Here is a 26,061-nt window from a genome sequence, read left to right as displayed (position 1 = left end):
CAAAATATCGGATTTTGAATATTTACGTCACACTAAGAAATTGAATGTACATGAAGCAAAAGCCCGAGCAATTACACTTTCGACTCCCGACTAAAGAATGCTGGTCACATACCTGGCGTCAGCCTTCATTTCAATTTATGCATTCGAATCATCATGATGGTGATCGATTCTTTAATGCATTACCACGTCCGGAAGGGCGTGGCCGTGCAGACCTGATCAAATGGCTGCTCACCCGTAAGTCATCGACCTGGAATGTGGATATTGATAAAGAATATGCCGAATTCCATGCCACTAAACGGGCGATTCCACAAGACCGTCCCGATGCGAGCATTGATGACTGGCAAGTGTGGTTTGTTGGACATGCCACGGTGCTGTTACAGATTGGCCCCTATAACCTGCTCACCGATCCGGTGTGGTGTGAATATGTCAGTCCCAAGCAGGGCAAGGGTCCAAAACGGGTCATCCCTGCCGGGATTGCTTTAGAAGAATTACCAACCATCCATGCGGTGCTGCTCAGTCATAACCATTATGACCATATGGATCTGGCTACCTTAAACTGGTTGCATGACAAATTTGCCATGCCGATTTATACCGGACTGGGCAATTCATGGTATTTGCCGAAAAGTTTCCATGTACTGGAAATGGACTGGTGGCAATCGTCTTTATTGCATGACTTAAAAATTATCTATACCCCGGCACAGCATTTTTCCGGCCGCGGCTTGCGCGATCACAATCGGGCACTGTGGGGCGGTTTTTCAGTGCTTGCCGGACAAGATCACTGCTTCTTTGCCGGAGATACCGGCTATGCACCGCATTTTAAAGAAATTCAAAGCCGTCTGGGGCGTCCTCGGGTGTCGCTATTACCGATCGGGGCGTATGAACCGCGCGAGCTGATGAGTTATATGCATATGAATCCGCAAGAGGCTTTTCAGGCGCATCAGGATTTACATTCAAAATGTTCGCTGGCGATTCATTACCGGACCTTTCAACTGACCGATGAAAGTCGCGAGCAACCTGAAATCGATTTAAAAGTGGCGATGAAAAATACCTCCAAATTGATGACGCCGTTTTATTGTGTGCGAGAAGGGCGGCGTTTGGTGGTTTGATCTTTTAAGATTGCTGCGTGCGGAGCTTTAGAAGTCGAATGGCCAGCATTGAAAGCGTAATCATGGCAGTATTCATTACCACGGGATTAAATGCAGTGCTGAGCTGTATGGGATCTGTGAGCATAATCAGCAGTAATAATCCACTCAAGCCGACAATGTTCAGCTGATGGACGAAGACTGCTCTTTGCCAAATCAGGAAAGTACAGCCAAACATGATTTCAATCAGGCCAGATAGAGCAACACACATTTTTGCCAGTGGCAGCTCTAGGCCCATGTTCTGCCAAATGGTGATTTCCGCAGTCGACTGAAACAGTATTTTGGGTATCAATCCCTGATAAATCCAAAGTCCAGCCAGTGTGGTCTGAATCAGTCGAAGGGGTTGATCTAACTGAAGCTTATGATTCACGAATGGTGTGCTCCAGAAAATGACTTTTATTTTCAGCTGATGGAAGCAGGCAATTATCGGTGGTTCCAAAAAGTCGATAGCGATTCAATGCCACACGTCTGTAAAGAAAATCCCGGATAAAACGCGGTATCAGATAGCCTGAATTCATCAGGGAAAATGGCAAACCTAAATGCTGCATGACTTTGAGCAGTGCAGTGGATTCCGTATAAAGTTGCCCATCTTTAATCACCAGCATGGTGCTGTAATGCTCGGTCGACATTGCATAATATTTTAAGATTGCCTCACCTAAAGGCGATTGTGCAGAAACCAGTTTAAATTTTGCAGGTTTATCGTGTCTGATTAAAAACTTGGCCCAGCCATTACAAATCACGCAAATGGCATCAAATAAAATGATGTCATATTGCTGAATGATATCTTCAATTTTCTGCTCCATTTTTAATACTTCTTTTTTGAGTTCTGTTTAATATATCTTTTTAAATGAATAAAAAAACCACCCGAAGGCGGTTTCTTTATGAGCTTAAATTAAAGGATTAAAGCCAGCCCGGATTGTTTTGACCTGGATCAGTTGCGCGCGCAGCTTGAGCATCAGCAACAGTCATGCCCAAAGCTTTTGCTACGCCTTCGCCATATGCAGGATCACAGGCATAACAGTTGCGGATATGACGGTATTTGATGAAATCTAGCGCATCGCCCATCGCGCCTGCAGTGTTGTTAAACAATGCCTGCTGTTGTTCAGGGCTCATTAAATTAAACAGGGCACGTGGCTGGCTGAAATAATCCGCATCATCTGCGCGGAAGTCCCAATGTGCTGCATCACCTGAAATTTTCAAAGGCGGTTCTTTGTATTCAGCCTGTTCTTGCCATTGGCTAAAGCTGTTTGGTTCGTAGTGTGGCAAACCGCCATAGTTAGCATCGACACGGCCTTGACCATCACGATGATTGGAATGAACAGGGCAACGTGCTGCATTGACTGGAATTTGTTGATAATTCACACCCAAACGGTAACGCTGCGCATCGGCATAGTTAAACAAGCGTGCCTGCAACATACGGTCTGGAGAAGCACTGATTCCCGGAACCAGGTTACTTGGCGCAAATGCCGACTGTTCAACATCCAGGAAGAAGTTTTCTGGATTGCGGTTTAATTCAAACTCACCGACATCAATCAGCGGATAGTCCCCATGTGGCCAGACTTTGGTTAAATCAAACGGATGATACGGCACTTTTTCAGCATCGGTTTCCGGCATGATTTGAACTTGCAGTTTCCATTTCGGGAAATCGCCCTTTTCAATGGCATCAAACAAATCACGCTGATTGCTTTCACGGTCTGCTGCAACGACGGCTGCCGCTTCTGCATCGGTCAGGTTTTGAATGCCTTGTTGAGTACGGAAATGGAATTTAACCCAGAAACGCTCATTATTGGCATTGATGAAACTGTAAGTATGGCTACCAAAACCATGCATATGACGGTAAGACTTTGGAATACCGCGGTCTGACATCACAATGGTCACTTGGTGCAAGGCTTCTGGAAGCAGGGTCCAGAAATCCCAGTTATTGGTGGCACTGCGTAAATTGGTTTTCGGGTCGCGTTTCACCGCCTTGTTCAAGTCGGGAAATTTACGCGGATCACGCAAGAAGAACACCGGGGTATTGTTACCGACCAAGTCCCAGTTGCCTTCTTCGGTATAGAATTTTAAAGCAAAACCACGGATGTCACGTTCAGCATCGGCTGCACCACGTTCGCCTGCAACGGTGGTGAAACGGGCGAACATTTCGGTTTTTTTACCAATTTCAGAGAAAATTTTCGCGCGGGTATATGGGCTAATGTCATGCGTCACGGTAAAAGTACCAAATGCACCTGAACCTTTGGCATGCATACGGCGCTCAGGAATCACTTCACGGACAAAGTTCGCCAGTTTTTCATTCAGCCATAAATCTTGGGCAAGTAGCGGACCACGTGCACCTGCCGTCAAACTATTTTGGTTGTCCGTAACCGGCGCGCCAAAAGCAGTCGTGAGGTGGGAGACGGGACATTTTTTAGGGTCTTGGCTCATTGTATTTCTCCAGTAGGAGCAGCAAGGGGGAAGCCGGTCGCGTTATGCAACTTCAACGCTGCGGTTTCAAAGCTGCGATTAACCGTTTTATTTATCCAGACTTACAGCATAGCCATTTCAGTTCATCTGTCATTTGCCAATACATTCATTTTCCATGAAAATTAAAAGCTTAAACAGGAAATGAGTAGCGATAAACAACGTTCTTGATGGTTAAAGACTGTAAAGCGCAGCCTCAATAAAAACAAATGGATTAATCTGCTGTTGCTAAAAGGAATATTCGATCATTCAAATATCTGGCTTTCTGCTCACCTCATGAGAAATCACAGCCGGATTCAGATTGCCGACGAAAGATTGCGCAGCGGCTAAAATATCTTGGGTTAAACCCTCCCAGTCTTTGAAATGACAATTGACAAGCAGTGTTTGAGAAATGAATCCATAACTGATGCGATGCAGGTTTAATGCGCTACGTTGTCGGAGCTGTTCTTGTTGAATAAAAGGTTTCAGAATGTCATTCCAGAGTTCTGTCATCAGCTGATAATGTTTTTGATAGGCATCCTGACTCGACACTTGCCGTTCCAGTAAAAATGTCTGCGCCCATAAAAATTGCTGAGCCTGAATCTGCTGAATCTGAAAATGAACGATCTGCTCTAAATAATCTTCCAGACTTAAATTTGTGGATAACCTGATCAGACTTTGTGCATAAGTTTTTAAGTCTTCGGCATTGTTTTTCACCTGCCGGTGAATGATCAGCGCGATCAAATCTTGCTTTTTGGAAAAATATTCATAGAAGGTGCCCAAACCGACACCCGCCAGATCGGTAATTTCCCGAATGGTAATCTCCTGCGCAGCACGCTCATGCAAAAGCCGAACGAAACTTTCCTGCAAGGCTTCCTGAGTCAGCTTGGCTCTGGATTGACGTGGCTTTCGACGTGCCTGGACTGCTGAAATTTTCATATAAGAAAGCCGAACATCCTGTGTTTGTTTTTTCTCTATACTGAAGTGAAACGCCCAGAACAACAAGCAGGAAATATAAACGATGCATATATCGAATCAGGCATGGATGACCCATCAGATCAGCAACCAGTTTGATGAGCTGCAAGATTACAACCTGTTTGAAACCGATCAGGTGTTGCAGGAAATCCTGTCTCATTATGGCAGTCAGGATCAGGCAAGCTTGGCGCAAATGGGCAAAGTGGTCGGTTCATCTGAATATTATCAATATGCAGACCTTGCCAATCAGCACACGCCGATTTTGCATGCCTTTGATGCGCGAGGCCGCCGTAAAGACTTTGTCGAATTTCATCCTGCCTGGCATCAGTGGATGAGGCTCAACCGTGAATTTAATAGCCATGCCCATCCTTTTAATCATGTGGAATCATCCTCCAAATGGGTCGATTGGGCGACTCGTTTTTACTTAAGCGGACAGGTTGAATGCGGCAGTTTATGCCCGACTTCAATGACACTAGGCAGTATTCCTCTTATTCAGCGTGAACCTGAACTATGGAGCAAAATTGGCCAAAAATTATTATCCACCGAATACGATGAACGTGACCTGCCAATTGCCCAGAAGAAATCGATCTGGCTGGGTATGGGCATGACCGAAAAACAGGGCGGCTCGGATGTGCGTGCCAATGAAACCATGGCTGTTCCTGTGGCTGAGTCAGGCCGTGGCAAAGCCTATTTGCTGACTGGGCATAAATGGTTTTTCTCGGCACCGATGTGTGATGCGCATTTGGTGGTTGCCAAAACCGAGCAGGATGGCTTGGCCTGTTTCTTTGTACCTCGCTGGCTGGAAGATGGCACGAAAAACAGGATTCACATTCAGCGGCTGAAAGACAAAGTCGGCAACCGCAGCAACTCCAGTTCAGAAGTCGAATTTCACGAGGCTTGGGGCATGATGATGGGTGAAGCAGGGCGCGGGATTCCGACCATCATTGAAATGGCCAATTACACCCGCCTGACCTGTTCCGTTGGCAGTACAGCCATGCTGCGTCAGGCTTTGGTGCAATGTATTGCCTATACCCGTCAGCGTAAGGCTTTTGGTAAACACTTGGCCGAACAGCCTTTGATGCGCGCTGTACTGGCCGATTTAGCTTTGGAAACAGAAGCGGCCATGCATTTAAGTTTTCATTTGGCGCATTGTTATGAATCGGATGATGCCTTATCACAAGCCTGGAAACGGATTATGACGCCAGCCTCCAAGTTCTGGATTTGCAAGCGTGCAGTCGAGCTGTCCGGCGAGATGATGGAGGTTTTTGGCGGCAATGGTTATGTCGATAACGGCATCATGGCACGCATTTTTAAAGAGGCTCCAGTGAATACCATTTGGGAAGGTTCGGGCAACGTGATGTGTCTGGATGTACTGCGTGCCATTCAGCGTGAACCTGAATCCATCGAGGTGCTGTTTCAAGATTTGGCATCTACTGCGCTGCAGGATGAAACCTTGAAAAATGAATTACAGAATTTGTTTAAATTGTTCCAGCAATCACCTGATGACTTGCAGTTTATGGGCCGCAGTCTGGTCAGCCGTCTGGTGATTTTGGCACAAGCGGTTTTATTGAAGCGTCATGCACCTGATTTTGTTACGAACGGATTTATCCAGTCTCGTTATAGTATTTTTCATGGACAAGTGGTGGGTATGCTGAGCCCTAGAGAGGTGGATGTGGAACAGTTGCTGCAAAGGGCATTCGCATCTTGAATTGACTCTCACGCGTTCCCTGACGTGGCAATGCTGTTACTCTCCTGAAAAAAGAGAAGGACACTTTTTAAATTTGTAGAGCATCATTTAAATCCGTGTACCCTCGGAAATGAGGAATATATTCCGCAATGGAGGATAAGTATTTATAGGCCTGTTTCTGAATTGATCTCTCTCTAGCCCTCTTCTAAAAGGAAAGGAGGAACTTTCCATTTATAATTTCTTTCTCAATCCTGATTTAAAAATGAAATGTTCCCTCATAGGAGAGAGAATATTAAGTTAGAAAATCAAGGATTGAATTAGTAATGAAGTTTTCTCTCTGTGAGAGTTGAGCAGTCTTGCTATGCAAGGGAGAAGATTTTTAATTAACCTTTAAATCTCTAAACCCATCCCCATAAATATGCTTGTAAACTGTTCTAAAAGGTATATGATCGCTTTCCCACCTAATTGGTGGAAAAGAGTAGAAAAAATCTTGACTTAAAAGGTGAATAAAATGGCGAAACAAAAACAACAGCCAGAGGTTGTGATCAACAACTTTGTGGCAAAACACATGCATGAGGTCAATAAAAGCCAGGTGTTTGTAGATCGAAAGAAAAATGCAAAACGTGGTTATAGCAAACATAAGCAAGGGCGATATTCTGATGATTATCGCCCTTTTAGTTTCCCTGCTTTGAATTTTATTTGAATGTGAGCTTAAGCACCAACAATGCGTGTTGCAGATTTCACCATATCTGCCAGACCGTGGGTCTTAAAGTAATATTCCATCCAGCTTTTCACGATCAATGGATTATCCATTTTTAAAACATGTTCCAGTTGTTGCAGTGCCTCGCTCATCGGCACATGACAAATCGCTTTACGTACCCGCAAAATGTTACTCGAACTCATCGACAGGGTATTAAAGCCCATCGCCATCAATAATATTGCCGCTAATGGATCACCTGCCATCTCACCACAAATGCTGACAGGTTTATCATACTTATGACATTCTTTAACCAGGCGGGTTAAGGCACGTAATATCGCCGGATGGAAGTGCGAATAGACATTGGCAACACGTGGATTATTACGATCCACTGCCAGTAAATATTGGGTCAAGTCATTGGAACCGACCGAAAAGAAATCGACTAACTCGGAAAATTCTTCAATTTGTAAAAGTACGCTGGGTACTTCAACCATAATGCCTATTTTCGGCTTGGTAATTTTAACCTGTTCTTCTTCTTGCACCGCTGTCCAGTCGCGTTCCAGCAAATATAAAGCTTCTTCAACTTCGCTGACACTGGTCACCATCGGCAACAAAATATGCAGGTTATTTAGTCCAATACTGGCTTTTAACATGGCACGAATTTGCGATGAGAAAATTTCAGGATGATCCAGGGTAAAGCGGATACCGCGCCAGCCGAGTGCCGAATTATCTTCTTCAATGGAGAAATAAGGCAGATCCTTATCTGCACCAATATCCAGAGTTCGCATCACCACCGGTTTATTGGCAAAGTGGCTCAGCTGCTGACGGTAAATGGCACGTTGTTCTTCTTCGCCCGGGAAACGGTCACGCAGCATAAATGGAATTTCAGAGCGGTATAAGCCGACGCCTTTGGCACCGCGTTGTACGCCACGAACCACATCAATCATTAAGCCGGTATTGACGAACAGTCTCACCGCAACCCCATCAGGCGTAATCGCATCTTTGGTTTCGTACTGTTTTAAATCTTTGGCGAGTTGTTCTTCTTCTTTTTGGATTTCTTTATAGCGGGTACGCAAGCGACGCGGTGGATTGATAAAAATCCGGCCCTGATGCGCATCGACAATCATCTCGACATCATCCAGGGTATTAATCGGCAGTTCAGTTACACCGACCACAGTTGGAATGCCAAGTGCACGTGCCACAATCACCATATGTGAGTTCATCGCACCTTCAGTGGTGACAATCGCGGCAATTTTATCCACCGGCAATTCCACCAGTGCCGCCGTGGAAATTTCTTCACCAATCAGAATGCTTTCATCCGTCAGTTCCCGATGGCTGGCATCTGCTTCCTGCAAGAACGCTAAAATACGGCGCCCCAGATCTTTGAGGTCGGAAACACGTTCACGTAAATAGCCATCTTCCATTTGCGCAAACAGGGCAATATGCTTGTCGATCACAATGCGAACCGCACCTTGTGCCCAGTTACCATCGCGAATCTCGGCTTTAATTTCGGCAGGAAGTGCATTTTCATCCAGCATGCGTAGAAACACACTAAATAGAGCACGTTCATCCGCCATTAAGGCATCTTGCATTTTTTCATCAAGAGATTTAATTTCTTCACGAACAGAATTAATCGCATGATCCAGCAGATCCAGTTCTTCACTGATATCATCGGCTTCACGGTCCGGTACAGAAGCCAAATCGGCAGGAGGATACAGAATTACAGCACGCCCTAGGGCAATGCCTCCAGAACCTGACACGCCCTGGAAGGTTTTATACGCTGGCAGGTTGTTTGGCTTACGGAAAACATCAATATTTCCGACCGCATGTGCGTGGGCAATCACCCCGGAAAGCTGTGCACACAAGGTGACCAGAAAAGATTCTGCCGCTTCGCTAAAGTCCTGGGATTCTTTATTTTGAACGACCAGTACACCCATAACCTTACGACGGTACATCACCGGAACGCCAAGAAAAGAGTTGTAAATTTCTTCACCGGTTTCCGGAAGATAGATAAAGCGTTCATGCTTGGGTGCATTGTCCAGGTTGACGATTTCTTCACGTTGCCCGACCAGACCGACCAAGCCTTCACCGGTATGCAGTGAAACGTGGCCTACAGCTTCCGCTTTTAAACCTTTAGAAGCCATGAGCAGATAACGCTGGTTACGTTCGTCAAGCAGGTAAATGGAGCAGACATCAACCTGCATGGCATTTGCCACCTGATTGACCATAATGTCGAGTGATTCATGCAAACTGGTGGACGCATTGATTTCCTGCACAATGCGTCTTAAGGTGTCCAGTTGCATATTCGACATAAAATCTGCTCCAAAAAAGTATAAATCTATTTTATTTATAACAACATGCTACTAAAAAATCTGCATTTTCATGCGATTTTTTTATGCTTATATGGACGGTAACTGGTTACACAGTTCCACCATCGCTTTTCGGTATACATCGCGTTTAAAATTCACGACCTGTCCTAATGGATACCAGTAACTTACCCATTGCCACTGGTCAAACTCGGGTGGGTCAGACAAATCCAGCTGAATATTTTTTGCTGAAGCCGTCAGTTTGAGTAAAAACCACTTTTGTTTTTGACCAATACACACCGGGTCTGAATCCGAGCGTATATACCGTTGAGGCAAACGATAACGTAGCCAACCTTTTGTTTGCGCTACGATTTGAACATGTTCGGGCAATAAGCCAACTTCTTCTCTCAGCTCACGATAAAGTGCCTGTTCAGGGGTTTCTCCATACTGGATACCTCCTTGTGGAAATTGCCAAGCATTGTGTCCAATGCGTTTTGCCCATAAAACCTGTCCAACGTCGTTTGCCAAAATGATCCCGACATTCGGTCGGAAACCTTCTGAGTCGATCATTTGGCTACCTAAATCATATGTAATGTGTAGCTTTTTGTTCGGGGATTATTATTTCTATATCCATCTCGAAAAAAAGCACAGCTTAAATGTTAAAAATTGCTATGATCTTAACGAATTTCTATCGACTAGCGGAGATAGATTTACAATTTTTTTCTTAAATTGCAGTTTTTACGAGTATTTTCATGAAATTGGCTTTATTTGACCTCGATCACACCTTGCTAAACACCGATTCGGATTATTCATGGGGTGAGTTTCTAGTTAACGAAGGTTTAGTCGATCCCATCCGGCATCGCCAAATGAATGACAAGTTTTATGAGGACTATAAAGCCGGGCAACTGGACCCGATTGCTTATAACGAATTTGTATTTGAATTTTTAACCCAGCATGACCATGATTATTTGGCTGAATTACATGAATTATTCATGAAAAAAGTAATTCGTCCACAAATGCGTCCCGAAGGTTTTGCCGCGATTCAAAAACATAAACAGGCAGGGCATGAGCTGGTCGGCATTACCGCCACTTCTGATTTTATTACTGCACCCATTTTCCGTGAGTTTGGCATTACAGAAATTATTGCCACCAATGCTGAAGTCATTGATGGTAAATATACCGGTAAGGTGATCAATACCGCGTGTTACCAAAAAGGTAAACTGATCCGTTTGGAACAATGGCTTTCAGGACGAAATGTCGAAGAATCTTGGGCATATTCTGATTCAATCAATGACCGTTTCTTGTTGGAGCATGCCGATCATGCGGTTGCGGTGAATCCGGATGAGCGTTTAGCTGCACTTGCCAAAGAACAAGATTGGGAAATTCAGGACTGGTCAATTTAATTCAATTTCAAATCTTTTTTAAATAAACACTTAAAGCCCGACTGATTAAAACATCAGTCAGGCTTTATTTATGAAACCTGCTGCGATGTTATAGATTTTTAAATCTTCCAGGATGCTTTTAAAGGTTTTGAATAATGCTATGCTGATGTAAATGCTTAATGATCAGTAGAGGGATGATAATGAGTAATGTAAGACCACGAATGACCAACCTTTTTGAGCAACTCGGACTAGACTCAAGTGATGAGGCCATTGCACAGTTCATTGCCACACATCAGCTTCCTGCCGAGACCAAAATTACCGAAGCGAGTTACTGGACCGAATCACAACACCAGTTGTTAGCAGAAAAACTTAAATCCGATGGTTCCTGGGCCATTGTTATCGATCAGCTGAATGAATCTTTACATGAAGATTCAGTTAAGAAATAGTTTTATGTTGAGGTGTAAGAGACAAATGAGTTTTGCCTCAACTTGAAATCATCAATTAACGATGATCTCGCTAGTTTAATATGAAAAAGCCGTCACTAAGACGGCTTTTTGTTTTTATCCATTCATCATCTTAATCAGTTCTAAAACGGCTTTGGATTGAGTGCGTCCAGGGTGCCAGACCATACCCAATTGACGGTTCATCTCAAAATTAATATCGAGCTGTTGTAAATCTTGATTCAGTAAAGTCTTGGGCAATACCGACCAGCCCAAACCAATAGAAGCCAGCATCCGGATGGATTCGAGCGGATTATTGCTCATGCTGATTTTTGGTTTCAGACCACGTTTTTCAAATTCAGCCAAGGTGATTTGACTGGTATATGTCTGTGCAGCGGGCAATAAACTTGGATAGAGCGTCAAATCTTCCAGTTGCAAATCTTTCTGATTGGCTAAGGGATGAAAAGGCGCAGCCACAAAAACCAAAGGATCATTCCAGATGGTGACATAACGGAGGCGATCATCGCCCTGCGGAGGAAGCGTTAAAAATGCCAGTTCCAACTCACCGGCAAGCACTTTTTCATGCGCCTGTTCAGAATCGACAAAATGCACATCCAAGGTCACATTCGGAAATTCCTGAACATAATTGCGCAGGTGACTGGGTAAATGATGCAAGCCGATATGATGACTGGTGCCAATTTTGAGTTTGCCCTGAACTTGTCCTTGTTCATGACTGAGGGTGTGGTGAATATCACCCAGTTCATTTAACCAGTTTTTAACTTTGGGTAAGAGCGAATGTGCGGCATGGGTCGCTTGAACGCCACGACCTGCAGATTCAAAAAGTTTCACCCCAAAATATTCTTCTAGACTATGAATTCGTTTGGTGACTGCCGGTTGGGTAATAAACAGCAGATCGGCCGCCATAGAAATAGAGCCTGTTTCCATGACTTTAATAAACGCTTCAAAAGCAGCAAGATTCATAGGAATAGTCTGGTTATGCAATATTGAAGTAATTATAAAATATTTTTATATTAAAAGTGAATCTAATCATAAAAAATCTATACATAAAAATGTATACAGATGTAAATTTGAATCGTAGAAGTAAAAAAATCACCCTATATCAGTAGAGTGATTTTGATAAAGATGAGAACACCAGAACCCAGGATTTATCTGCTTTAACCTGCGTTTAGCTGACCATATTGCTGCTGTTTGGTATTTTTGGATGGTTTTGTTTCCCAAATTTTTTCATGGAAGAAGAATGCAATGGCCTGAATGGTTGGTTCAAGCAAGCTCAAGGTGAGGGCCATCCAGATACTTCCTGTCACGAAATAGCCCACCAACATGGCAATGGTGATGTGCATAATATAATAGCTAAAGGTCTTCTTAAACATACGTTGGTTGTTGTCAACGAACTTTTGAATATGAGCCATAGGTCGGTCCTCAATCTTTACTCGGGGTATGGCTAAATGATAATCAGTCTTATTTAAGTTGTAAAAACGAATATTTTAAATTTTTTAATCGGTTTTGCGAATTGAAAAGTGAGCCAATCACAACTACAAATAAACAGTATCAACTCATGATGCGCGACTAAAAGGATATAAATGATGGACATTAAACATATTAAATACTTGCTGGATATTTTTGAGGAAGCGGTCGAAAAACGGATGGGTGTCTACGAGATTGCAGATGATGAAGGCAATGAAAACCGAGCCGCAGCTGAGTGTAGCGAGGCCAAGGCTGAATTAATCAAGGCGATTGAGCAACTGGCAGAGAGCCAAGAGCATTCTGCTAAATAAGTGCTTATTCAAGATCTATAGCTTTGGACCTGACTCAATGTGTAGCTAAATTGAGGTTATTGATCGTGAGGTGTCCAATAAAATAATGCGGAAATAGGATATTGGTTTGAAAAACTGAAGATGAAATTTTGGAAAAATGCAGGTTTTTATAGACTAAAAACTAATTCCAAAAAGTTTTCAAACTAATAAAAATGATAAATTAGATTTATGCAAATACGTGGTTATAATCGAAGTTAATGAAAGCATTACCCAGTTCTATGGAGCGCGTCGACATGGCAGGCAATACCCAAAAAGCAAAGACTTTGTATGACAAATTGTGGGATGACCATTTAGTAAAACAACGAGATGATGGTTCAGCCTTACTTTATATCGATCGTCATTTATTACATGAAGTAACGTCACCACAAGCTTTTGAGGGTTTACAGCTTGCAGGTCGTAAACCTTGGCGTTTAAGTGCCAATGTCGCAACCCCAGACCATAACGTGCCAACCTCAAAAGCTGAACGCGATCAAGGGATTGCTGGTATTGAAGATGCAACTTCACGTATCCAGGTACAAACTTTGGATGACAACTGTGAAGCGTTCAATATCGTTGAATTTAAAATCAATGATATTCGCCAGGGGATTGCGCATGTGGTTGGGCCTGAACAAGGTTTGACTTTACCGGGTATGACCGTGGTGTGTGGTGACTCGCATACGGCGACGCATGGTGCATTTGGATGCTTGGCACACGGGATTGGAACTTCAGAGGTTGAACACGTATTGGCAACCCAGTGCTTGGTTCAAAAGAAAATGAAGAACATGTTGGTGCGTGTTGACGGAAAATTGGGTCAAGGCGTGACTTCAAAAGATGTCGTGTTAGCGATCATCGGTAAAATTGGTACGGCTGGCGGTACAGGTCACGCGATTGAATTCGGTGGTCAAGTCTTCCGTGACATGTCGATCGAAGGCCGCATGACCGTGTGTAACATGGCAATTGAAGCCGGTGCACGTGTCGGTATGGTCGCTGTCGATGACAAAACCATCGAATATGTAAAAGGCCGTAACTACGCACCAAAAGGTGAGCAGTGGGATCAAGCCGTTGAATACTGGAATACCTTGCATTCTGATGAAGGTGCACACTTTGACACTGTTGTGGTGTTGCAAGGTGAAGAAATTGAGCCACAAGTGTCTTGGGGAACTTCTCCTGAAATGGTGATTCCAGTTTCTGAAGCTGTACCGACTTTGGAACAAGCCAAAGACGACGTGCAACGCAACGACTGGACCCGTGCTTATCAATATATGGGTTTAAATGCCGGTCAAGCATTGGCTGACATTCAGTTAGACCGTGTATTTATTGGTTCGTGCACCAACTCGCGTATCGAAGATATTCGTGCTGCTGCGGAAGTCATTAAAGGCCGTAAAGTTGCAGCTTCAATTAAACAGGCGATGGTGGTTCCGGGTTCTGGTTTGGTGAAACAGCAAGCTGAAGCGGAAGGCTTGGATCAAGTATTCTTGGAAGCTGGCTTTGAATGGCGTGAACCCGGCTGTTCTATGTGCTTGGCGATGAATGCTGACAAATTGCAGCCGGGCGAGCACTGTGCCTCAACCTCTAACCGTAACTTCGAAGGTCGTCAGGGTAATGGCGGTCGTACGCATTTGGTGAGTCCAGCCATGGCGGCAGCAGCAGCCATTGCAGGTCATTTCGTTGACGTACGTTCATTCTAATTTCGGCTAATAGGAGCAAACAACATGAAAAAATATACCGTTGAACAAGGTATCGTTGCACCATTAGACCGTGCCAATGTCGATACAGATTTAATTATTCCAAAACAGTTTTTGAAATCGATCAAACGTACCGGTTTTGGTGAAAACCTGTTTGATGAATTGCGTTATTTGGATGAAGGTTATTTGGGTTTAGATAACTCAAAACGCCCAAAGAATCCTGATTTCGCGTTGAACCAACCACGTTATCAAGGCGCTTCAATCTTGATTTCACGTGCCAACTTTGGTTGTGGTTCAAGTCGTGAACATGCGCCGTGGGCATTGGAAGAATACGGTTTCCGTACCGTGATTGCACCAAGTTATGCAGACATCTTCTTTAATAACAGCTTTAAAAACGGCATGTTGCCTGTGATCTTGTCTGAAGAGATTGTGGATCAACTGTTTAAAGAATGCTTTGCGACTGAAGGCTATCAGCTAACGATTGATTTGGAAGCGCAAGAAGTACGTACACCATCGGGTGAAAGCTTTAAATTTGAAGTTGACCCATTCCGTAAACACTGTTTATTGAATGGTTTAGATGATATTGGTTTAACTCTCCAAGCTGCAGATGATATTCGTGCCTATGAAGAGAAAACCAAGCAATCGCGTCCTTGGGTATTTCAGGAAATTCGTAGTTAATTGTTTGAATTTTCAGCGCTAGTAGTATCGGAGCTTAACTCTTGCTAATATCGAGTCCATAAAAATATCTCGTTGGCTTTAATTGGTGAGGGGGGCTCGAACAGTGGCAAAAGTTTATGGTCAGCTTGCGGTACTTGGTCTTATGGTCGCATCCTTAAGTGCATGCCAAAGCATTGATACCGTACGCATTAAACATGTGAAAGAAACAAAATCGACAGAATTGAATGCCTTGATCTTCTGTAGCGGTACAGAACAATGTGAATTTGAACGTTTGGATCAGATTCACATTGTCGATGCTCAAAGTCATCGGGTGAGTCGTGAAGCCATTCAGCAAGGGATTGTCCGTTTAAAAGAGAAGTCGTTAAATGACGCTAATCCCTTGTCTTTGTCGGTACCTGCCGGGCAGCATGAATTAGTGATTCGCTTCTATCCTGTGTCCAAGGACCGCGCTGAAACGCTGCATGTATTCCACAATTTTATTTCGCAAAAAACCTATACCTTTAAGATGTATCGTGACCGAAGCAACCATAAAGGTAATTTGTTGAACGCATCTGCACCAGATCCACTGTGTGTTGAACTTCATCAAGAACAAAAGACCATTCGGCGTTTCTGCAAACCGTATAATGTCCTGAATGGCTTAGGCGAGTTTGTAGAACAAAAAAATTTAAAATCCCCATCAGTCAAATGACTGAATTGAAAAATGGAAAAACTCATGTCTAAACATATTTTGATTTTAGCTGGTGACGGCATCGGTCCTGAAATTGTTAAAGCCGCAGAGCAAGTACTCACACGCGTAAATGAAAAATTCAATTTAGGTTTGACTTGGGAACAAGGTTTATTGGGTGGTGCCGCGATTGATGCACATGGTGCGCCATATCCGGAAGTGACGTCTGAACAGGCAAAAAAAGCAGATGCAATTTTACTCGGTGCGGTCGGTGGTCCTAAATGGGATACGATTGAGCGTTCAATTCGCCCTGAACGCGGACTATTAAAATTGCGTAGCGAACTGAATTTGTTTGCTAACTTGCGTCCTGCGATTTTATATCCGCAATTGGCAGACGCTTCGAGCTTGAAACCAGAAATTGTATCTGGCCTAGATATTTTGATTGTGCGCGAATTGACAGGTGGCATTTATTTCGGTCAACCGCGCGGTATTCGTGAATTAGAGAATGGTGAGAAACAAGGTTTTAACACTGACGTTTATTCAGAATCTGAAATCAAGCGTATTGCTAAAGTGGCGTTTGAACTTGCTGGCTTACGTGGTGGTAAAGTCTGTTCTGTCGATAAAGCCAATGTCCTTGAAGTGACTGAGCTTTGGAAACAAACTGTGACTGCAATGAAAGAAGCAGAATATCCAGAGATCAACCTATCACACATGTATGTCGACAATGCAGCTATGCAACTGGTGCGTGCGCCTAAACAGTTTGACGTGATTGTAACCTCTAACTTGTTCGGTGACATTTTGTCGGATGAAGCGGCAATGTTAACCGGTTCAATTGGCATGTTGCCATCTGCATCTTTAGATGAAAATGGTAAGGGCATGTATGAACCTTGCCACGGTTCGGCGCCAGACATCGCAGGTCAAAACCTGGCAAATCCACTTGCAACCATTCTTTCGGTTGCCATGATGCTTCGTTATACTTTCCGTGAAGAAACTGCTGCTCAAGCCATTGAAGATGCTGTAGGTAATGTATTAGACCAAGGTTTGCGTACAGCAGATATTATGTCTGAAGGTATGAGCAAAGTGGGTACTGTTGAAATGGGCCAAGCTGTGGTTACAGCTCTGAACTAAGCCATCAAGATCTAAATAAAAAACGCAGCCAAAGAGCTGCGTTTTTTTATGGATATTTAGGCCTGATTTAGCAGGTTCGCCCTGAGTAATGAACAGACTTGGCAATGTTGTTTTCTAAACGAAAGATAATTTTGCATTGCAAGTTCACGTCATAGCTTTGCGCTCGAGGCGTGATTTGTATGGGGACTGCACCAGAGTCGATGTCAGCAGGATTTTGTGCCATGGGTGCAGGAATGGTGATGGGACGAATCACCGTATAAGTGAGTGTCTGATTATCTAGGGTAGGTGACTGTATTTGTTGATAATCAATACTGCTCAAATCCAGGTTGGCTTGAATACTTTGGCTAGTCTGCCCAATGAATTGCTCTAAGTACGCTTCACGTTGTTGTGCGGTGGTGATTGGGGAGGTGGCACAGCCATACAACAAGCAAAGCGTGGTAAACAGACCAACGGAGGGAAGAAATGACATGGCTTTCTCCATTGAATAAAACTTTATTTTAGATGAATAAACTGTCAATGAACGTTGTTATTTGATACACGGTACAGATGGGTGACTGGAGATCAAAGCCTATTATCTAAAACCTGACACAGGCTTTAGACTGTACTCTGGCATTAGCACGCTCTACCAGTATAACGAATCGATTGAACAATTTTTTCTTTTAGAGCAAACCCTATCTGACATTTCATCTCGATATCATATCCACCATTTGAGGGAGTAGACACCGGTGCGCCCATCGAGACACTGTGGCTAATATTGGGCGTACCCATTGGAATATTCATATCACGAAAAATGGTGTAGCTGAGCAATTCTGCTGTCTGAGTGGGTTCTTGAGTGGTTTTAAATCCCATTTTATTCAGGTCAAGTTGGCTACGAACCTGATCTGCAGTTTGACCCACATAGTGTTGTAGAGACTGATCAAGACGATGATTGCCGCCTGTAGCACAGGCCATAAGAAAAATTGGACAAGCGAGCATATTGGCTAGAGAAAGGTGCTTTCTGTTAAATGTCATTTTCCTACTGATATTTTTAAATTTATAATTGATTTTAATCCATTTACTTATAGATTGGATTTGTATTTAAAGTCAATTTTTAAGTCGATCTTTAAGTCAGAATTGCGTTATTGCAGACAATAAAAAAGCCACTGTAAAGTGGCTTTTGCTTTCGCTAAAACTTAGCGTGCACGATAAGTAATACGACCCTTGGTCAAATCATAAGGAGTCATTTCTACTTTAACACTGTCGCCAGTTAAAATACGAATATAGTGTTTACGCATTTTACCAGAGATGTGAGCAATCACTTCATGACCGTTTTCTAAACGTACACGGAACATAGTATTAGGAAGCGTCTCGGTGACAACGCCTTCGAACTCGATGAGTTCCTCTTTATTGGCCATAGCCTACCTGAATGAATAAATTGGAAAGGCGCAAATTATAGTCAATTTTTTTGCATAAAACAAGGCACAATGCGGCTTTGCCCGATCATCTGTCAGTTAAATAAGCGAACCATGGGTATAAATTTTTTCTACAAAAAATCGTATTGTTCTGTTGTCAGTTTGGTCAATCGCAGTTAATCTAAAATTAATCTTTTTAAGTATAAATGAATAATATATAAGGAAGGTCTTTGCGTGGGTCAGTTAACTGATGCATCGGTTATTTTGCGATTGGGCTACCAGGCCATTCGTCGTTCAGGTTTGCCAACTGAAGAAATTTTAACGAAAGCTGGTGTGGCCTTAAATCAGGTCGAAACCAATGATCGCACTCCGCTCAGTGCCCAATATGCGTTTTGGGTGGCTGCAGAGGAGGTGAGTAAAGATCCTGACATCGGTTTGCATTTAGGTGAACACCTGCCTTTATATCGTGGGCAGGTGATTGAACACCTGTTTATTTCGAGTGAAAACTTTGGTGAAGGGCTAAAACGTGCCTTGGCCTATCAACGGCTGATCAGCGATGCATTTCATGCCAAACTGATTATTGAAGATGACCGTTGCTATCTCACCAATGGGGAACAGGGTGCTTGGTCGGACAATTTGGTCAATCGTCATTTTTCTGAATGTGCGATGTCTGGGGTATTGCGCTTCTTTAAATTTATTACCGAAGGTCGTTTTCAGCCGATTTATATCGACTTTAATTTTAGTCAGGGTGCGTTTGATGAAGAATATTTTCGGGTTTACGAATGTCCGGTGAGTTTAGGGCAAAAGGAAACACGTTTGTATTTTGATCCTGCCATTTTGGATTATCAATTATGGCAAGCAGAGCCCGAGTTATTGCAGTTACATGAGCAACTGGCGCTTGAAAAGCTGCAAGAACTTGCACGCTATGACTTGGTCGGTGAGGTTCGCCGTGCCATCGGTTCAACGCTAGAAAGTGGTGAAACGACTTTAGAAACCGTTGCGACGCATTTGAATATTACACCGCGCCGTTTGCGTACCCAGCTGTCTGAGGCCAATACCAGTTTCCAGCAGATTCTTTCCGATTATCGATGTCGTTTGGCGAAAAAATTGTTGGCGAATACCGCGGAAAGTGTTGAACGGATTGTCTATCTTACCGGTTTTTCTGAGCCAAGCACTTTCTACCGTGCTTTTAAACGCTGGACCAATGAAACGCCAGTGGAATATAGAAAGCGTAAGCAGCGTTAAGGAATCCCTCCTAACCTCCCTTTGCAAAAGGGAGGAACTTTTCCCCTCCTTCTAGGAGGGGGTTAGGGGAGGTTAAATAAGAAAGCAGCGTTAGTTTTATAAAAGCAGCTCCCTAAGTCCCTCCTGAAAGGAGGGATTTTTTCTCATCCATTTTAGCTCATAGTAAAATCCCTCTCCTTTGAAAAAGGGAGGAACTTTTCCCCTCCTTTTAGGAGGGGCTAGGGGAGGTGAATCAGCTAGAAGAGGTGAATAAGAAACAGGATGAGAATCCCTTAAAATCACTCCGGCATATTCAGCCAATGTGGACCAAGCGGTGCTTTGGGTAAATTAAACTGTTCAGGATAATGTGCTTGAATAAAATATAAGCCATCGGGTGGCGCGGTAATCCCCGCAGCTTTACGGTCTTCAGCTGCAAAAATTTGGTCAATATGGTCAATTTCATACATGCCCTGACCAATTTCAAGTAAGCAACCCATGATGTTGCGTACCATATGATGTAAAAAACCATCGGCCTGAATGTCGAGTACTAGATAACAACCATGACGAATTAAACGGCAATGGCTGACATGACGGACAGGCTGATTCGATTGGCAGGATGCAGCACGAAAACTTTCAAAGTTATGTGTACCTTCAAATTTCTTTGCAGCCTCAATCATCTTGTCTACATCAAGCGGGTAATAGACGTGTGTCACTTGTTTATAGAGCAGTGCAGGGCGACTGGGTGAATTGTAGACGACATAGCGATAACGACGTGATTGTGCTTTAAAACGGGCATGGAAGTCCGTATCCATCTGTTTAATCCACTGGATGGCAATGTCTTTAGGCAAAGTGCTATTTGCACCCATCAGCCAACCACGCAATGGACGAATGGCAGAGGTATCAAAATGCGCCACCATATTGGTGGCATGTACGCCGGCATCGGTACGTCCAGCGCCATGTAACATGATCGGTTCATTTGCGACTTTGGACAGTACTTTTTCAATGGTTTCCTGTACGCTACGCACGCCAGTTTGCTGGGTTTGCCATCCTCGATACTCAACCCCAGAAAACTCAATACCGACCGCAAAACGCTGCATATTTACCTCTATTTACATTGAATCATGCCAGTGAGCATGCCACTGGTCTACGCTGTCGTATTGTAAATACATTTTCAGTGCTTTTGCATAAAGATCTGCATGTCCCAAGCAATCACTAATAATGATATTGGCATGCTGAGTCCATTCGCTCACGGCATAGTGTTGGTTAATCGTGCCAAAAGGGACTTGGGTGGTGAGAATAATGGCGCAACCTTCAGCTTGTATATCATGAAGCGTAGCAATGAATTCATCATTGACTGCCAAGTTCCCTGTGCCGAAGCCTTGTAAAATCAGAACATCAGGGAGATGTTGTTGTAAATTTTTCAGGTTTTTAATTTGCTGTTCTATATCTATGGGCTGTGCCATTAAACTTAAGCAGTTAAATGAGCGTGCCTTCTCAATATCAGGTTCATGGACGATATAGCTTTGCTGATGGTTAATGATGTTTTCTGTAGCGTTTAATCCAGCAAAAGCGTCTAACTCAGTCGTATGTCGTTTCAGCGCTGTCTGGGCGTGAATAAGCTGGTGATGAAAAGCTAAATATACACCGACAGAACATGTTGCTACCGCATCGAGGGCAAAATTAAGGTTATCGATGGCATCGGTAAATTCACGGATATTGCTTCCACTTATATTCAATAGTGGATATTGACTACCGGTGAGTACCACATGTGCGGATTGTCCCAGAAATCGTGCAAGTGTTGCACTGGCATAGCTGAGGGTATCAGTGCCGTGAATTACGACAAAATGTTGGTAATTTTTAAGTTGTAAGCTTTGAATCAACTGAATCAGTTGCAGCCAGTCAGTTGCAGTACTGGCACTGCTGTCTTTTATGCTGGGTGCAACAAAACATTCGATATCAAGATGCAAAGGGAGAACGCGTTGTAACTGGGGAATAAAATTTTCAGCAGGCATGGGACTCAGTGGCTCGCCAATGCAGCCAAACGTTCCCCCCATATAAATTAAAGCTATTTTTTTCATAATAAAAAAGCAGTCAATGATGACTGCTTTATAGTAGAGCGAAATAACTTAAGAAGCTATCTGATTGCGCAACTGATCGGCTTGTTGGCGTTGTTCAGCTGTATATTCAGCTTCATGTTCTGCCAGTAATTCACGTGCCGATTCAAAAGCACCCAATTGAATGTATTGCTGTGCAAGATCTAAATTCAGACTGATTTCATTGACTTCAATCAGTTCAGGGAAAGATTGAACCAGCGGATCATTTTGATCTGCTTTAGATGCAGATGAGCTGATATTGCTAATATCAAAACTTACACCTGAAGCTTTTGCTGGAGCAGGTTCTACAGGCTGTTGTTCAGTTGTCGTTACGGGTTCTAAATTAAAGTCTAAATCTAAACTTGGCTTGGTTTCTTCGACTGTAATTTTTGCTTCAGGCGCTGCAACAGTTTCTGCAGCTGAAAAATCAAAATTAAATTCAGGTTTCTCATCAAGCACAGGTTTAGCAGTTGTAGCTACATCAGCTATTGTGCTTTGTTCTGCTGCCGGAGTATCTAAACTAAAAGAGAAATCTAAAGGCTTGATTTCTTCTGCTACTGGAGCCGCTTCTTGCTTGGGAGCCGTTGCCGCAGGACTCGGGTCTAAAGAGAATGTACTGAAGTCTAAAGGCTTGATTTCTTCAATAGGAGCGGCAGGTGCTTCTGCTTTTATTGTTGTATCTAAGGAAAGGGTATTGAAATCTAAGGGCTGAATTTCTTCAGCTGCTTCTGTTTTGGCCGAAAGCGATTCTTGCTGCAACTGATCGAAAGATACATCATTTGCTGTCCCAGATGGAGCAGCAGTATTCATGAGCGCATCAAAATCAGCCGTATTTTTTTGTTCAGTCGGTGCTGTATACGTAGGTGTTGAAATAGAAGTTTCTGTTTTGAAATCAATAGTATCTCTAGAACCTTCTGCTTCTTTGTCATGTGCTGCTTTTTTAGCAAGCGCTTGTTCTAAAATCTCATCAAGCTCTAATGAACGGAGATGATTAATCAGCTGGCTAATTGCAAATTCATCTTTTTGCAAGATGTGAATATCCAGCAACAGTAAATACAACTCATGCTGTGAATTGTCTCTGTTTAACGCCTGATTAATCTGTGCTTCAGCAGAGAAAAAGTTACGTTCACGGATGAGCGCTTCAATTTTATTGCGCACATCAGCAGATAAAGGGGTTGTTTTTTTCTTCTCAACAACCGTATTTGCCACAATTTGAGTTTTTTGCGCGGGTTTTTTTGTTGAGCTTACTTTTTTAGCTTTCGCCTTGGATGCTGACGTTTGCTCTGCTTGTTTATTGGTGTCACGCTTTTTTAATACAATTGCGATCACTAATAATAATATAAACGGAATCACATAAAGCAGCATGTTGTTACCCCTTACAGGATTGAGTTGTTATCAATGAAACTCATCCAAAAAAATCAAATTGTATAACACCTTAGTGTGTTGGCTTTTTCTCTACTTGTTGTGCTTTCAATTGTTGTTGCAATTGGGCAAGACGAGTATTTAATAATTGAATTCTGTGATCCTTGTGACGTAATGCCAATTCTAACTGTGTTACGTTTCTCTGTAATTTAACGGTTTTTTCACGCGATGTCATAACTTTTAATGACAACTCGTTCGATGTTTGATTTTTTTCTGTGTTCTTTTTAGCAGAACCGCTGGCTGAATCTTGTTCTTTCTCTGCAACCAGGCTCATCTCTGCCTGATTTAGGCGATATTTGGCTTTTCCTGATTGGTTAGACGGGGTTTTTGCCAAATGTGCGACACTGACTTTCTTCTCTTCTTTTTGACTATGGGCGGTATTTAGATTCAATGCCGCACCACGACGTAAGCGATTCATATCCCCCTGAATAAAGGCGTGTTCATTGTTCGCTTTGATCTGCTTCATGACTTCGCCAACCGGACGGTTTTGCTCAGTTGCAACCCGTGAAGCGATCACCCAAAGCGACTCATTGGATTGCACCACATGTTTTGTGGTTTGCGCTGTAGCTACACCTTCATGTTGCTGTTTGGGTGGCTTAGGAGCAGGCGCAGGTATTTCCGGTTTGGTTTTTGCGGCAGCTTGTTCTGCTGGTTTACTGGCTATTTTATTTTCGGCTATCTTTTGAGTGGGTGATTCTGCAAATTTCTTCACTAATGGGTCTGCAGAAGTCATTGCATTGGAAGACGTTTTGTTCGATGCAACAGGCGTGTTTTTAATCTGATTTTTTGTGGTGATTTGTTCTGGTGCTGATGTTTTTATTTCAGCTAAAGTCGTTGTATGGGGCTGCGCGGAAGGCATACTCATTGATGAGATGACCACAGGTGCAGCAGTCATGGCATTTAAGCGAGGTGGCGCTGCTTTTTGCACCATCAATGGGGCTTCAAAGGATTGCTCAGCTGCTGGTTGTGCTTTTGCAAGCTGATATTGAGTGCTTTCAGGCAGGTGCAAGGCAATATCTTTTTCACTAACAATGGTAATGGGCGCTAAAGGTTTTTCATTGCTGGCAATACGTGCCTGAGTATTGGTGCTACCCCGTTGTAACGGGGTTTTAATATGCTGCAAGCGCGTGGCATTGCCTTCCTGAATTTTGATAATAATATTCAGTTCAGCTTCAGTTAATGGACGCGAAGAGGTAATGGTAATCACGCCATTCCCCGAGCCATCACGACGGGTAAAAAAATTAAGATGTCCAGGCGGTTGGTGGCCTACGCCTAAAGTGGTGATGTCTTCTGAACTAGCCAAGCTGGCTTGTATTTGTGAATTAGGATCAGCTTGGCGGAAATTCATTTCTGCATAGAGCAATTCGCCCGGTGCAGATTGAATTTGAATAGGATCAATAGTAATCGCATGAATATTCTGTGAAGTAATAATGGCTAAAATGGCAATCTTTAATTTGTTATATGCAGTCATCTTAATTTTTAGCTCAATTCTGTATCGCATTGCGAAAGTTGTAGATTAACGAGATGTTGAATAATTGTAAAATACTAACATAAAGCCTACATAAAAAAAGCCGATCAATTGTGACCGGCTTTTCGTTTTTTTAACTTTAACAATTAAGCATTTTTATATTCAATGAGGATGCGAAGCATACGGCGTAAAGGTTCCGCAGCGCCCCAAAGCAATTGGTCACCTACAGTGAATGCGCCCAGGTATTCTTTACCCATATTCAGCTTACGCAAACGACCCACCGGAACAGACAATGTACCGGTAACGGCTACAGGAGTCAGATCTGTCATCGACGCTTCACGTGTATTTGGAACGACTTTCGCCCATGGGTTGGATTGACGAATCATGTCTTCAATCTCATCCAAAGGAACATCTTTCTTAAGCTTCAAAGTTAAAGCTTGTGAATGACAACGCATCGCACCAATACGGACACAATGACCATCAATTGGAACGATTTGTTGATTGCCCAAGATCTTGTTGGTTTCAACTTGCGCTTTCCACTCTTCTTTTGACTGACCATTGTCGAGCTGTTTGTCGATATATGGAATCAAAGAACCCGCTAAAGGCACACCGAAGTTGGCAGCAGGGAAACCTTCACCACGTTGCAACGATGCAATTTTAGAGTCGATGTCTAAGATGGGTGAACGCGGGTCATCAAGCAAATCTTTGGTATTGTTATATAAATAACCCATACCAGTGATCAGCTCGCGCATGTTTTGTGCACCTGCACCCGATGCTGCCTGATAGGTCATTGCAGTCATCCACTCAACCAAATTGTTTTGGTAAAGCGCGCCCATGCTCATCAACATCAATGAAACGGTACAGTTACCGCCGACAAATGTTTTGGTGCCGTTGACTAGACCATCTTTAATCACGTGCATGTTGACTGGGTCAAGCACGATGATCGCTTCATCATCCATACGCAGGGTAGATGCAGCATCAATCCAGTAACCGTTCCAGTTTTCCGCTTTTAATTTAGGGAAAACTTCAGAGGTATAATCACCGCCTTGGCAGGTAATAATGACATCCATCTGCTTCAGACTGTTAATGTCTGATGCATCCATAAGTGCTGGGGCAGTCTTACCGCCAAACGCAGGCGCTTCACCACCCGCATTACTGGTGGAAAAATAGAATGGCTCAAAATGAGCGAAATCATTCTCTTCAACCATACGTTGCATGAGGACAGAACCAACCATCCCGCGCCAACCGACCAGACCTACTTTCATGTCACTTTGCCTCGGTGCGTAAAAAAATAAAAGGGGGCTTGAGTGTATCAAAAGCGACCGCAACTGCAAGTACTACACAATGAAAACATCAATATTATTGAGCGGAATATCTTGTTTATGTTACATAGAAAATTGATAAAGTTATTTCATCATAGAAAAACTAA

Annotated in this window: 27 protein-coding genes; 11 read left to right on the top strand and 16 right to left on the bottom strand. The window is 43.2% G+C overall.

All coding sequences use genetic code 11. The features are described from left to right. Positions 1-50 precede the first annotated feature (50 nt). The gene (locus ACU0NF_RS02580; protein ID WP_370982727.1) at positions 51-1,106 is read left to right on the top strand and encodes an MBL fold metallo-hydrolase; all 1,056 of its coding nucleotides are present in this window, start codon (positions 51-53) and stop codon (positions 1,104-1,106) included. 4 nt (positions 1,107-1,110) lie between these two features. On the opposite strand, the gene ACU0NF_RS02575 is transcribed toward ACU0NF_RS02580, so the two are convergent. The 4 genes from ACU0NF_RS02575 to ACU0NF_RS02560 all read right to left on the bottom strand — a co-directional run bounded on the left by ACU0NF_RS02575 (position 1,111) and on the right by ACU0NF_RS02560 (position 4,517). Then, positions 1,111-1,512 (bottom strand): DoxX-like family protein, encoded by a 402-nt coding sequence (locus ACU0NF_RS02575; RefSeq protein ID WP_445660034.1) that lies wholly within the window; start codon positions 1,510-1,512, stop codon positions 1,111-1,113. Beyond that, positions 1,502-1,945 (bottom strand): thiol-disulfide oxidoreductase DCC family protein, encoded by a 444-nt coding sequence (locus ACU0NF_RS02570; RefSeq protein ID WP_445660033.1) that lies wholly within the window; start codon positions 1,943-1,945, stop codon positions 1,502-1,504. The genes ACU0NF_RS02575 and ACU0NF_RS02570 overlap by 11 nt, the downstream gene beginning before the upstream one ends. A gap of 97 nt (positions 1,946-2,042) precedes the next feature. Beyond that, complete coding sequence (locus ACU0NF_RS02565; protein ID WP_445660032.1) at positions 2,043-3,563, bottom strand: catalase; 1,521 nt, start codon at positions 3,561-3,563, stop codon at positions 2,043-2,045. 285 nt (positions 3,564-3,848) lie between these two features. Continuing rightward, the gene (locus ACU0NF_RS02560) at positions 3,849-4,517 is read right to left on the bottom strand and encodes a TetR/AcrR family transcriptional regulator (RefSeq protein WP_445660031.1); all 669 of its coding nucleotides are present in this window, start codon (positions 4,515-4,517) and stop codon (positions 3,849-3,851) included. An 82-nt stretch (positions 4,518-4,599) separates the two neighbouring features. Between ACU0NF_RS02560 and ACU0NF_RS02555 the strand changes: the two genes are divergently transcribed. Both ACU0NF_RS02555 and ACU0NF_RS02550 read left to right on the top strand, forming a co-directional pair. Beyond that, positions 4,600-6,261 (top strand): acyl-CoA dehydrogenase family protein, encoded by a 1,662-nt coding sequence (locus tag ACU0NF_RS02555; protein WP_445660030.1) that lies wholly within the window; start codon positions 4,600-4,602, stop codon positions 6,259-6,261. 490 nt (positions 6,262-6,751) lie between these two features. Then, positions 6,752-6,943 (top strand): DUF7230 family protein, encoded by a 192-nt coding sequence (locus ACU0NF_RS02550; RefSeq protein ID WP_445660029.1) that lies wholly within the window; start codon positions 6,752-6,754, stop codon positions 6,941-6,943. An 8-nt stretch (positions 6,944-6,951) separates the two neighbouring features. Here ACU0NF_RS02550 and ptsP read toward each other — a convergent pair whose 3' ends face one another. Together ptsP and ACU0NF_RS02540 are read right to left on the bottom strand one after the other, a co-directional pair. Next, complete coding sequence (ptsP, locus tag ACU0NF_RS02545) at positions 6,952-9,249, bottom strand: phosphoenolpyruvate--protein phosphotransferase (protein WP_445660028.1); 2,298 nt, start codon at positions 9,247-9,249, stop codon at positions 6,952-6,954. 87 nt (positions 9,250-9,336) lie between these two features. After that, on the bottom strand, positions 9,337-9,813 hold the full coding sequence (locus tag ACU0NF_RS02540; protein ID WP_131267189.1) for an RNA pyrophosphohydrolase: 477 nt from the start codon (positions 9,811-9,813) through the stop codon (positions 9,337-9,339). A 182-nt stretch (positions 9,814-9,995) separates the two neighbouring features. Here ACU0NF_RS02540 and ACU0NF_RS02535 point away from each other — a divergent pair, with 182 nt between their 5' ends. Continuing rightward, complete coding sequence (locus tag ACU0NF_RS02535) at positions 9,996-10,646, top strand: HAD family hydrolase (protein WP_445660027.1); 651 nt, start codon at positions 9,996-9,998, stop codon at positions 10,644-10,646. A 179-nt stretch (positions 10,647-10,825) separates the two neighbouring features. Next, a complete protein-coding gene (locus ACU0NF_RS02530; RefSeq protein WP_131384777.1) occupies positions 10,826-11,071 on the top strand; it encodes a DUF2789 domain-containing protein in 246 nt (81 codons plus the stop codon). 114 nt (positions 11,072-11,185) lie between these two features. On the opposite strand, the gene ACU0NF_RS02525 is transcribed toward ACU0NF_RS02530, so the two are convergent. Both ACU0NF_RS02525 and ACU0NF_RS02520 read right to left on the bottom strand, forming a co-directional pair. Next, positions 11,186-12,046: a LysR family transcriptional regulator gene (locus ACU0NF_RS02525; protein ID WP_131384775.1), complete on the bottom strand. Its 861-nt coding sequence runs from the start codon at positions 12,044-12,046 to the stop codon at positions 11,186-11,188. Between the two features lie 194 nt (positions 12,047-12,240). Beyond that, the gene (locus ACU0NF_RS02520) at positions 12,241-12,495 is read right to left on the bottom strand and encodes a DUF2061 domain-containing protein (protein ID WP_445660026.1); all 255 of its coding nucleotides are present in this window, start codon (positions 12,493-12,495) and stop codon (positions 12,241-12,243) included. Between the two features lie 174 nt (positions 12,496-12,669). On the opposite strand from ACU0NF_RS02520, the gene ACU0NF_RS02515 reads away from it, so the two are divergent. The 5 genes from ACU0NF_RS02515 (at position 12,670) to leuB (ending at position 17,034) form a co-directional block, all read left to right on the top strand. Continuing rightward, entirely contained in the window at positions 12,670-12,861 is a 192-nt protein-coding gene (locus ACU0NF_RS02515; RefSeq protein WP_445660025.1) for a hypothetical protein, read from the top strand. Between the two features lie 272 nt (positions 12,862-13,133). Then, on the top strand, positions 13,134-14,567 hold the full coding sequence (gene leuC, locus ACU0NF_RS02510; protein WP_445660125.1) for a 3-isopropylmalate dehydratase large subunit: 1,434 nt from the start codon (positions 13,134-13,136) through the stop codon (positions 14,565-14,567). Between the two features lie 24 nt (positions 14,568-14,591). Continuing rightward, the gene (leuD, locus tag ACU0NF_RS02505) at positions 14,592-15,242 is read left to right on the top strand and encodes a 3-isopropylmalate dehydratase small subunit (protein WP_445660024.1); all 651 of its coding nucleotides are present in this window, start codon (positions 14,592-14,594) and stop codon (positions 15,240-15,242) included. Positions 15,243-15,384: 142 nt separating this feature from the next. Next, positions 15,385-15,930, top strand: a complete 546-nt coding sequence (locus ACU0NF_RS02500) for a hypothetical protein (protein ID WP_445660124.1) — start codon at positions 15,385-15,387, stop codon at positions 15,928-15,930. A gap of 24 nt (positions 15,931-15,954) precedes the next feature. Then, complete coding sequence (gene leuB / locus ACU0NF_RS02495; protein ID WP_445660023.1) at positions 15,955-17,034, top strand: 3-isopropylmalate dehydrogenase; 1,080 nt, start codon at positions 15,955-15,957, stop codon at positions 17,032-17,034. Between the two features lie 67 nt (positions 17,035-17,101). Here leuB and ACU0NF_RS02490 read toward each other — a convergent pair whose 3' ends face one another. From ACU0NF_RS02490 to infA, 3 genes are all read right to left on the bottom strand, one after another. Beyond that, entirely contained in the window at positions 17,102-17,503 is a 402-nt protein-coding gene (locus tag ACU0NF_RS02490; RefSeq protein WP_445660022.1) for a hypothetical protein, read from the bottom strand. Between the two features lie 143 nt (positions 17,504-17,646). Continuing rightward, positions 17,647-18,045, bottom strand: coding sequence for a hypothetical protein (locus ACU0NF_RS02485; RefSeq protein WP_445660021.1), 399 nt, complete (start codon positions 18,043-18,045; stop codon positions 17,647-17,649). A gap of 161 nt (positions 18,046-18,206) precedes the next feature. Beyond that, positions 18,207-18,428: a translation initiation factor IF-1 gene (gene infA, locus ACU0NF_RS02480; RefSeq protein ID WP_001284370.1), complete on the bottom strand. Its 222-nt coding sequence runs from the start codon at positions 18,426-18,428 to the stop codon at positions 18,207-18,209. Between the two features lie 231 nt (positions 18,429-18,659). On the opposite strand from infA, the gene ACU0NF_RS02475 reads away from it, so the two are divergent. Beyond that, positions 18,660-19,670 (top strand): AraC family transcriptional regulator, encoded by a 1,011-nt coding sequence (locus ACU0NF_RS02475; protein WP_131267178.1) that lies wholly within the window; start codon positions 18,660-18,662, stop codon positions 19,668-19,670. A 278-nt stretch (positions 19,671-19,948) separates the two neighbouring features. Here ACU0NF_RS02475 and truA read toward each other — a convergent pair whose 3' ends face one another. The 5 genes from truA to asd all read right to left on the bottom strand — a co-directional run bounded on the left by truA (position 19,949) and on the right by asd (position 25,897). After that, on the bottom strand, positions 19,949-20,746 hold the full coding sequence (gene truA, locus ACU0NF_RS02470; RefSeq protein WP_445660020.1) for a tRNA pseudouridine(38-40) synthase TruA: 798 nt from the start codon (positions 20,744-20,746) through the stop codon (positions 19,949-19,951). 12 nt (positions 20,747-20,758) lie between these two features. Then, complete coding sequence (locus ACU0NF_RS02465; RefSeq protein WP_445660019.1) at positions 20,759-21,727, bottom strand: asparaginase; 969 nt, start codon at positions 21,725-21,727, stop codon at positions 20,759-20,761. Positions 21,728-21,775: 48 nt separating this feature from the next. Next, positions 21,776-23,107: a fimbrial protein FimV gene (locus ACU0NF_RS02460; protein ID WP_445660018.1), complete on the bottom strand. Its 1,332-nt coding sequence runs from the start codon at positions 23,105-23,107 to the stop codon at positions 21,776-21,778. 70 nt (positions 23,108-23,177) lie between these two features. Continuing rightward, positions 23,178-24,635, bottom strand: coding sequence for a FimV/HubP-related protein (locus ACU0NF_RS02455; RefSeq protein WP_445660017.1), 1,458 nt, complete (start codon positions 24,633-24,635; stop codon positions 23,178-23,180). 143 nt (positions 24,636-24,778) lie between these two features. Beyond that, positions 24,779-25,897, bottom strand: coding sequence for an aspartate-semialdehyde dehydrogenase (asd, locus tag ACU0NF_RS02450; protein WP_131316035.1), 1,119 nt, complete (start codon positions 25,895-25,897; stop codon positions 24,779-24,781). Positions 25,898-26,061 lie beyond the last annotated feature (164 nt).

This window comes from Acinetobacter sp. F16, assembly GCF_052712855.1.
Note: the sequence above shows the minus strand (reverse complement) of the source record. Positions and strands in the feature narration are given on the sequence as shown.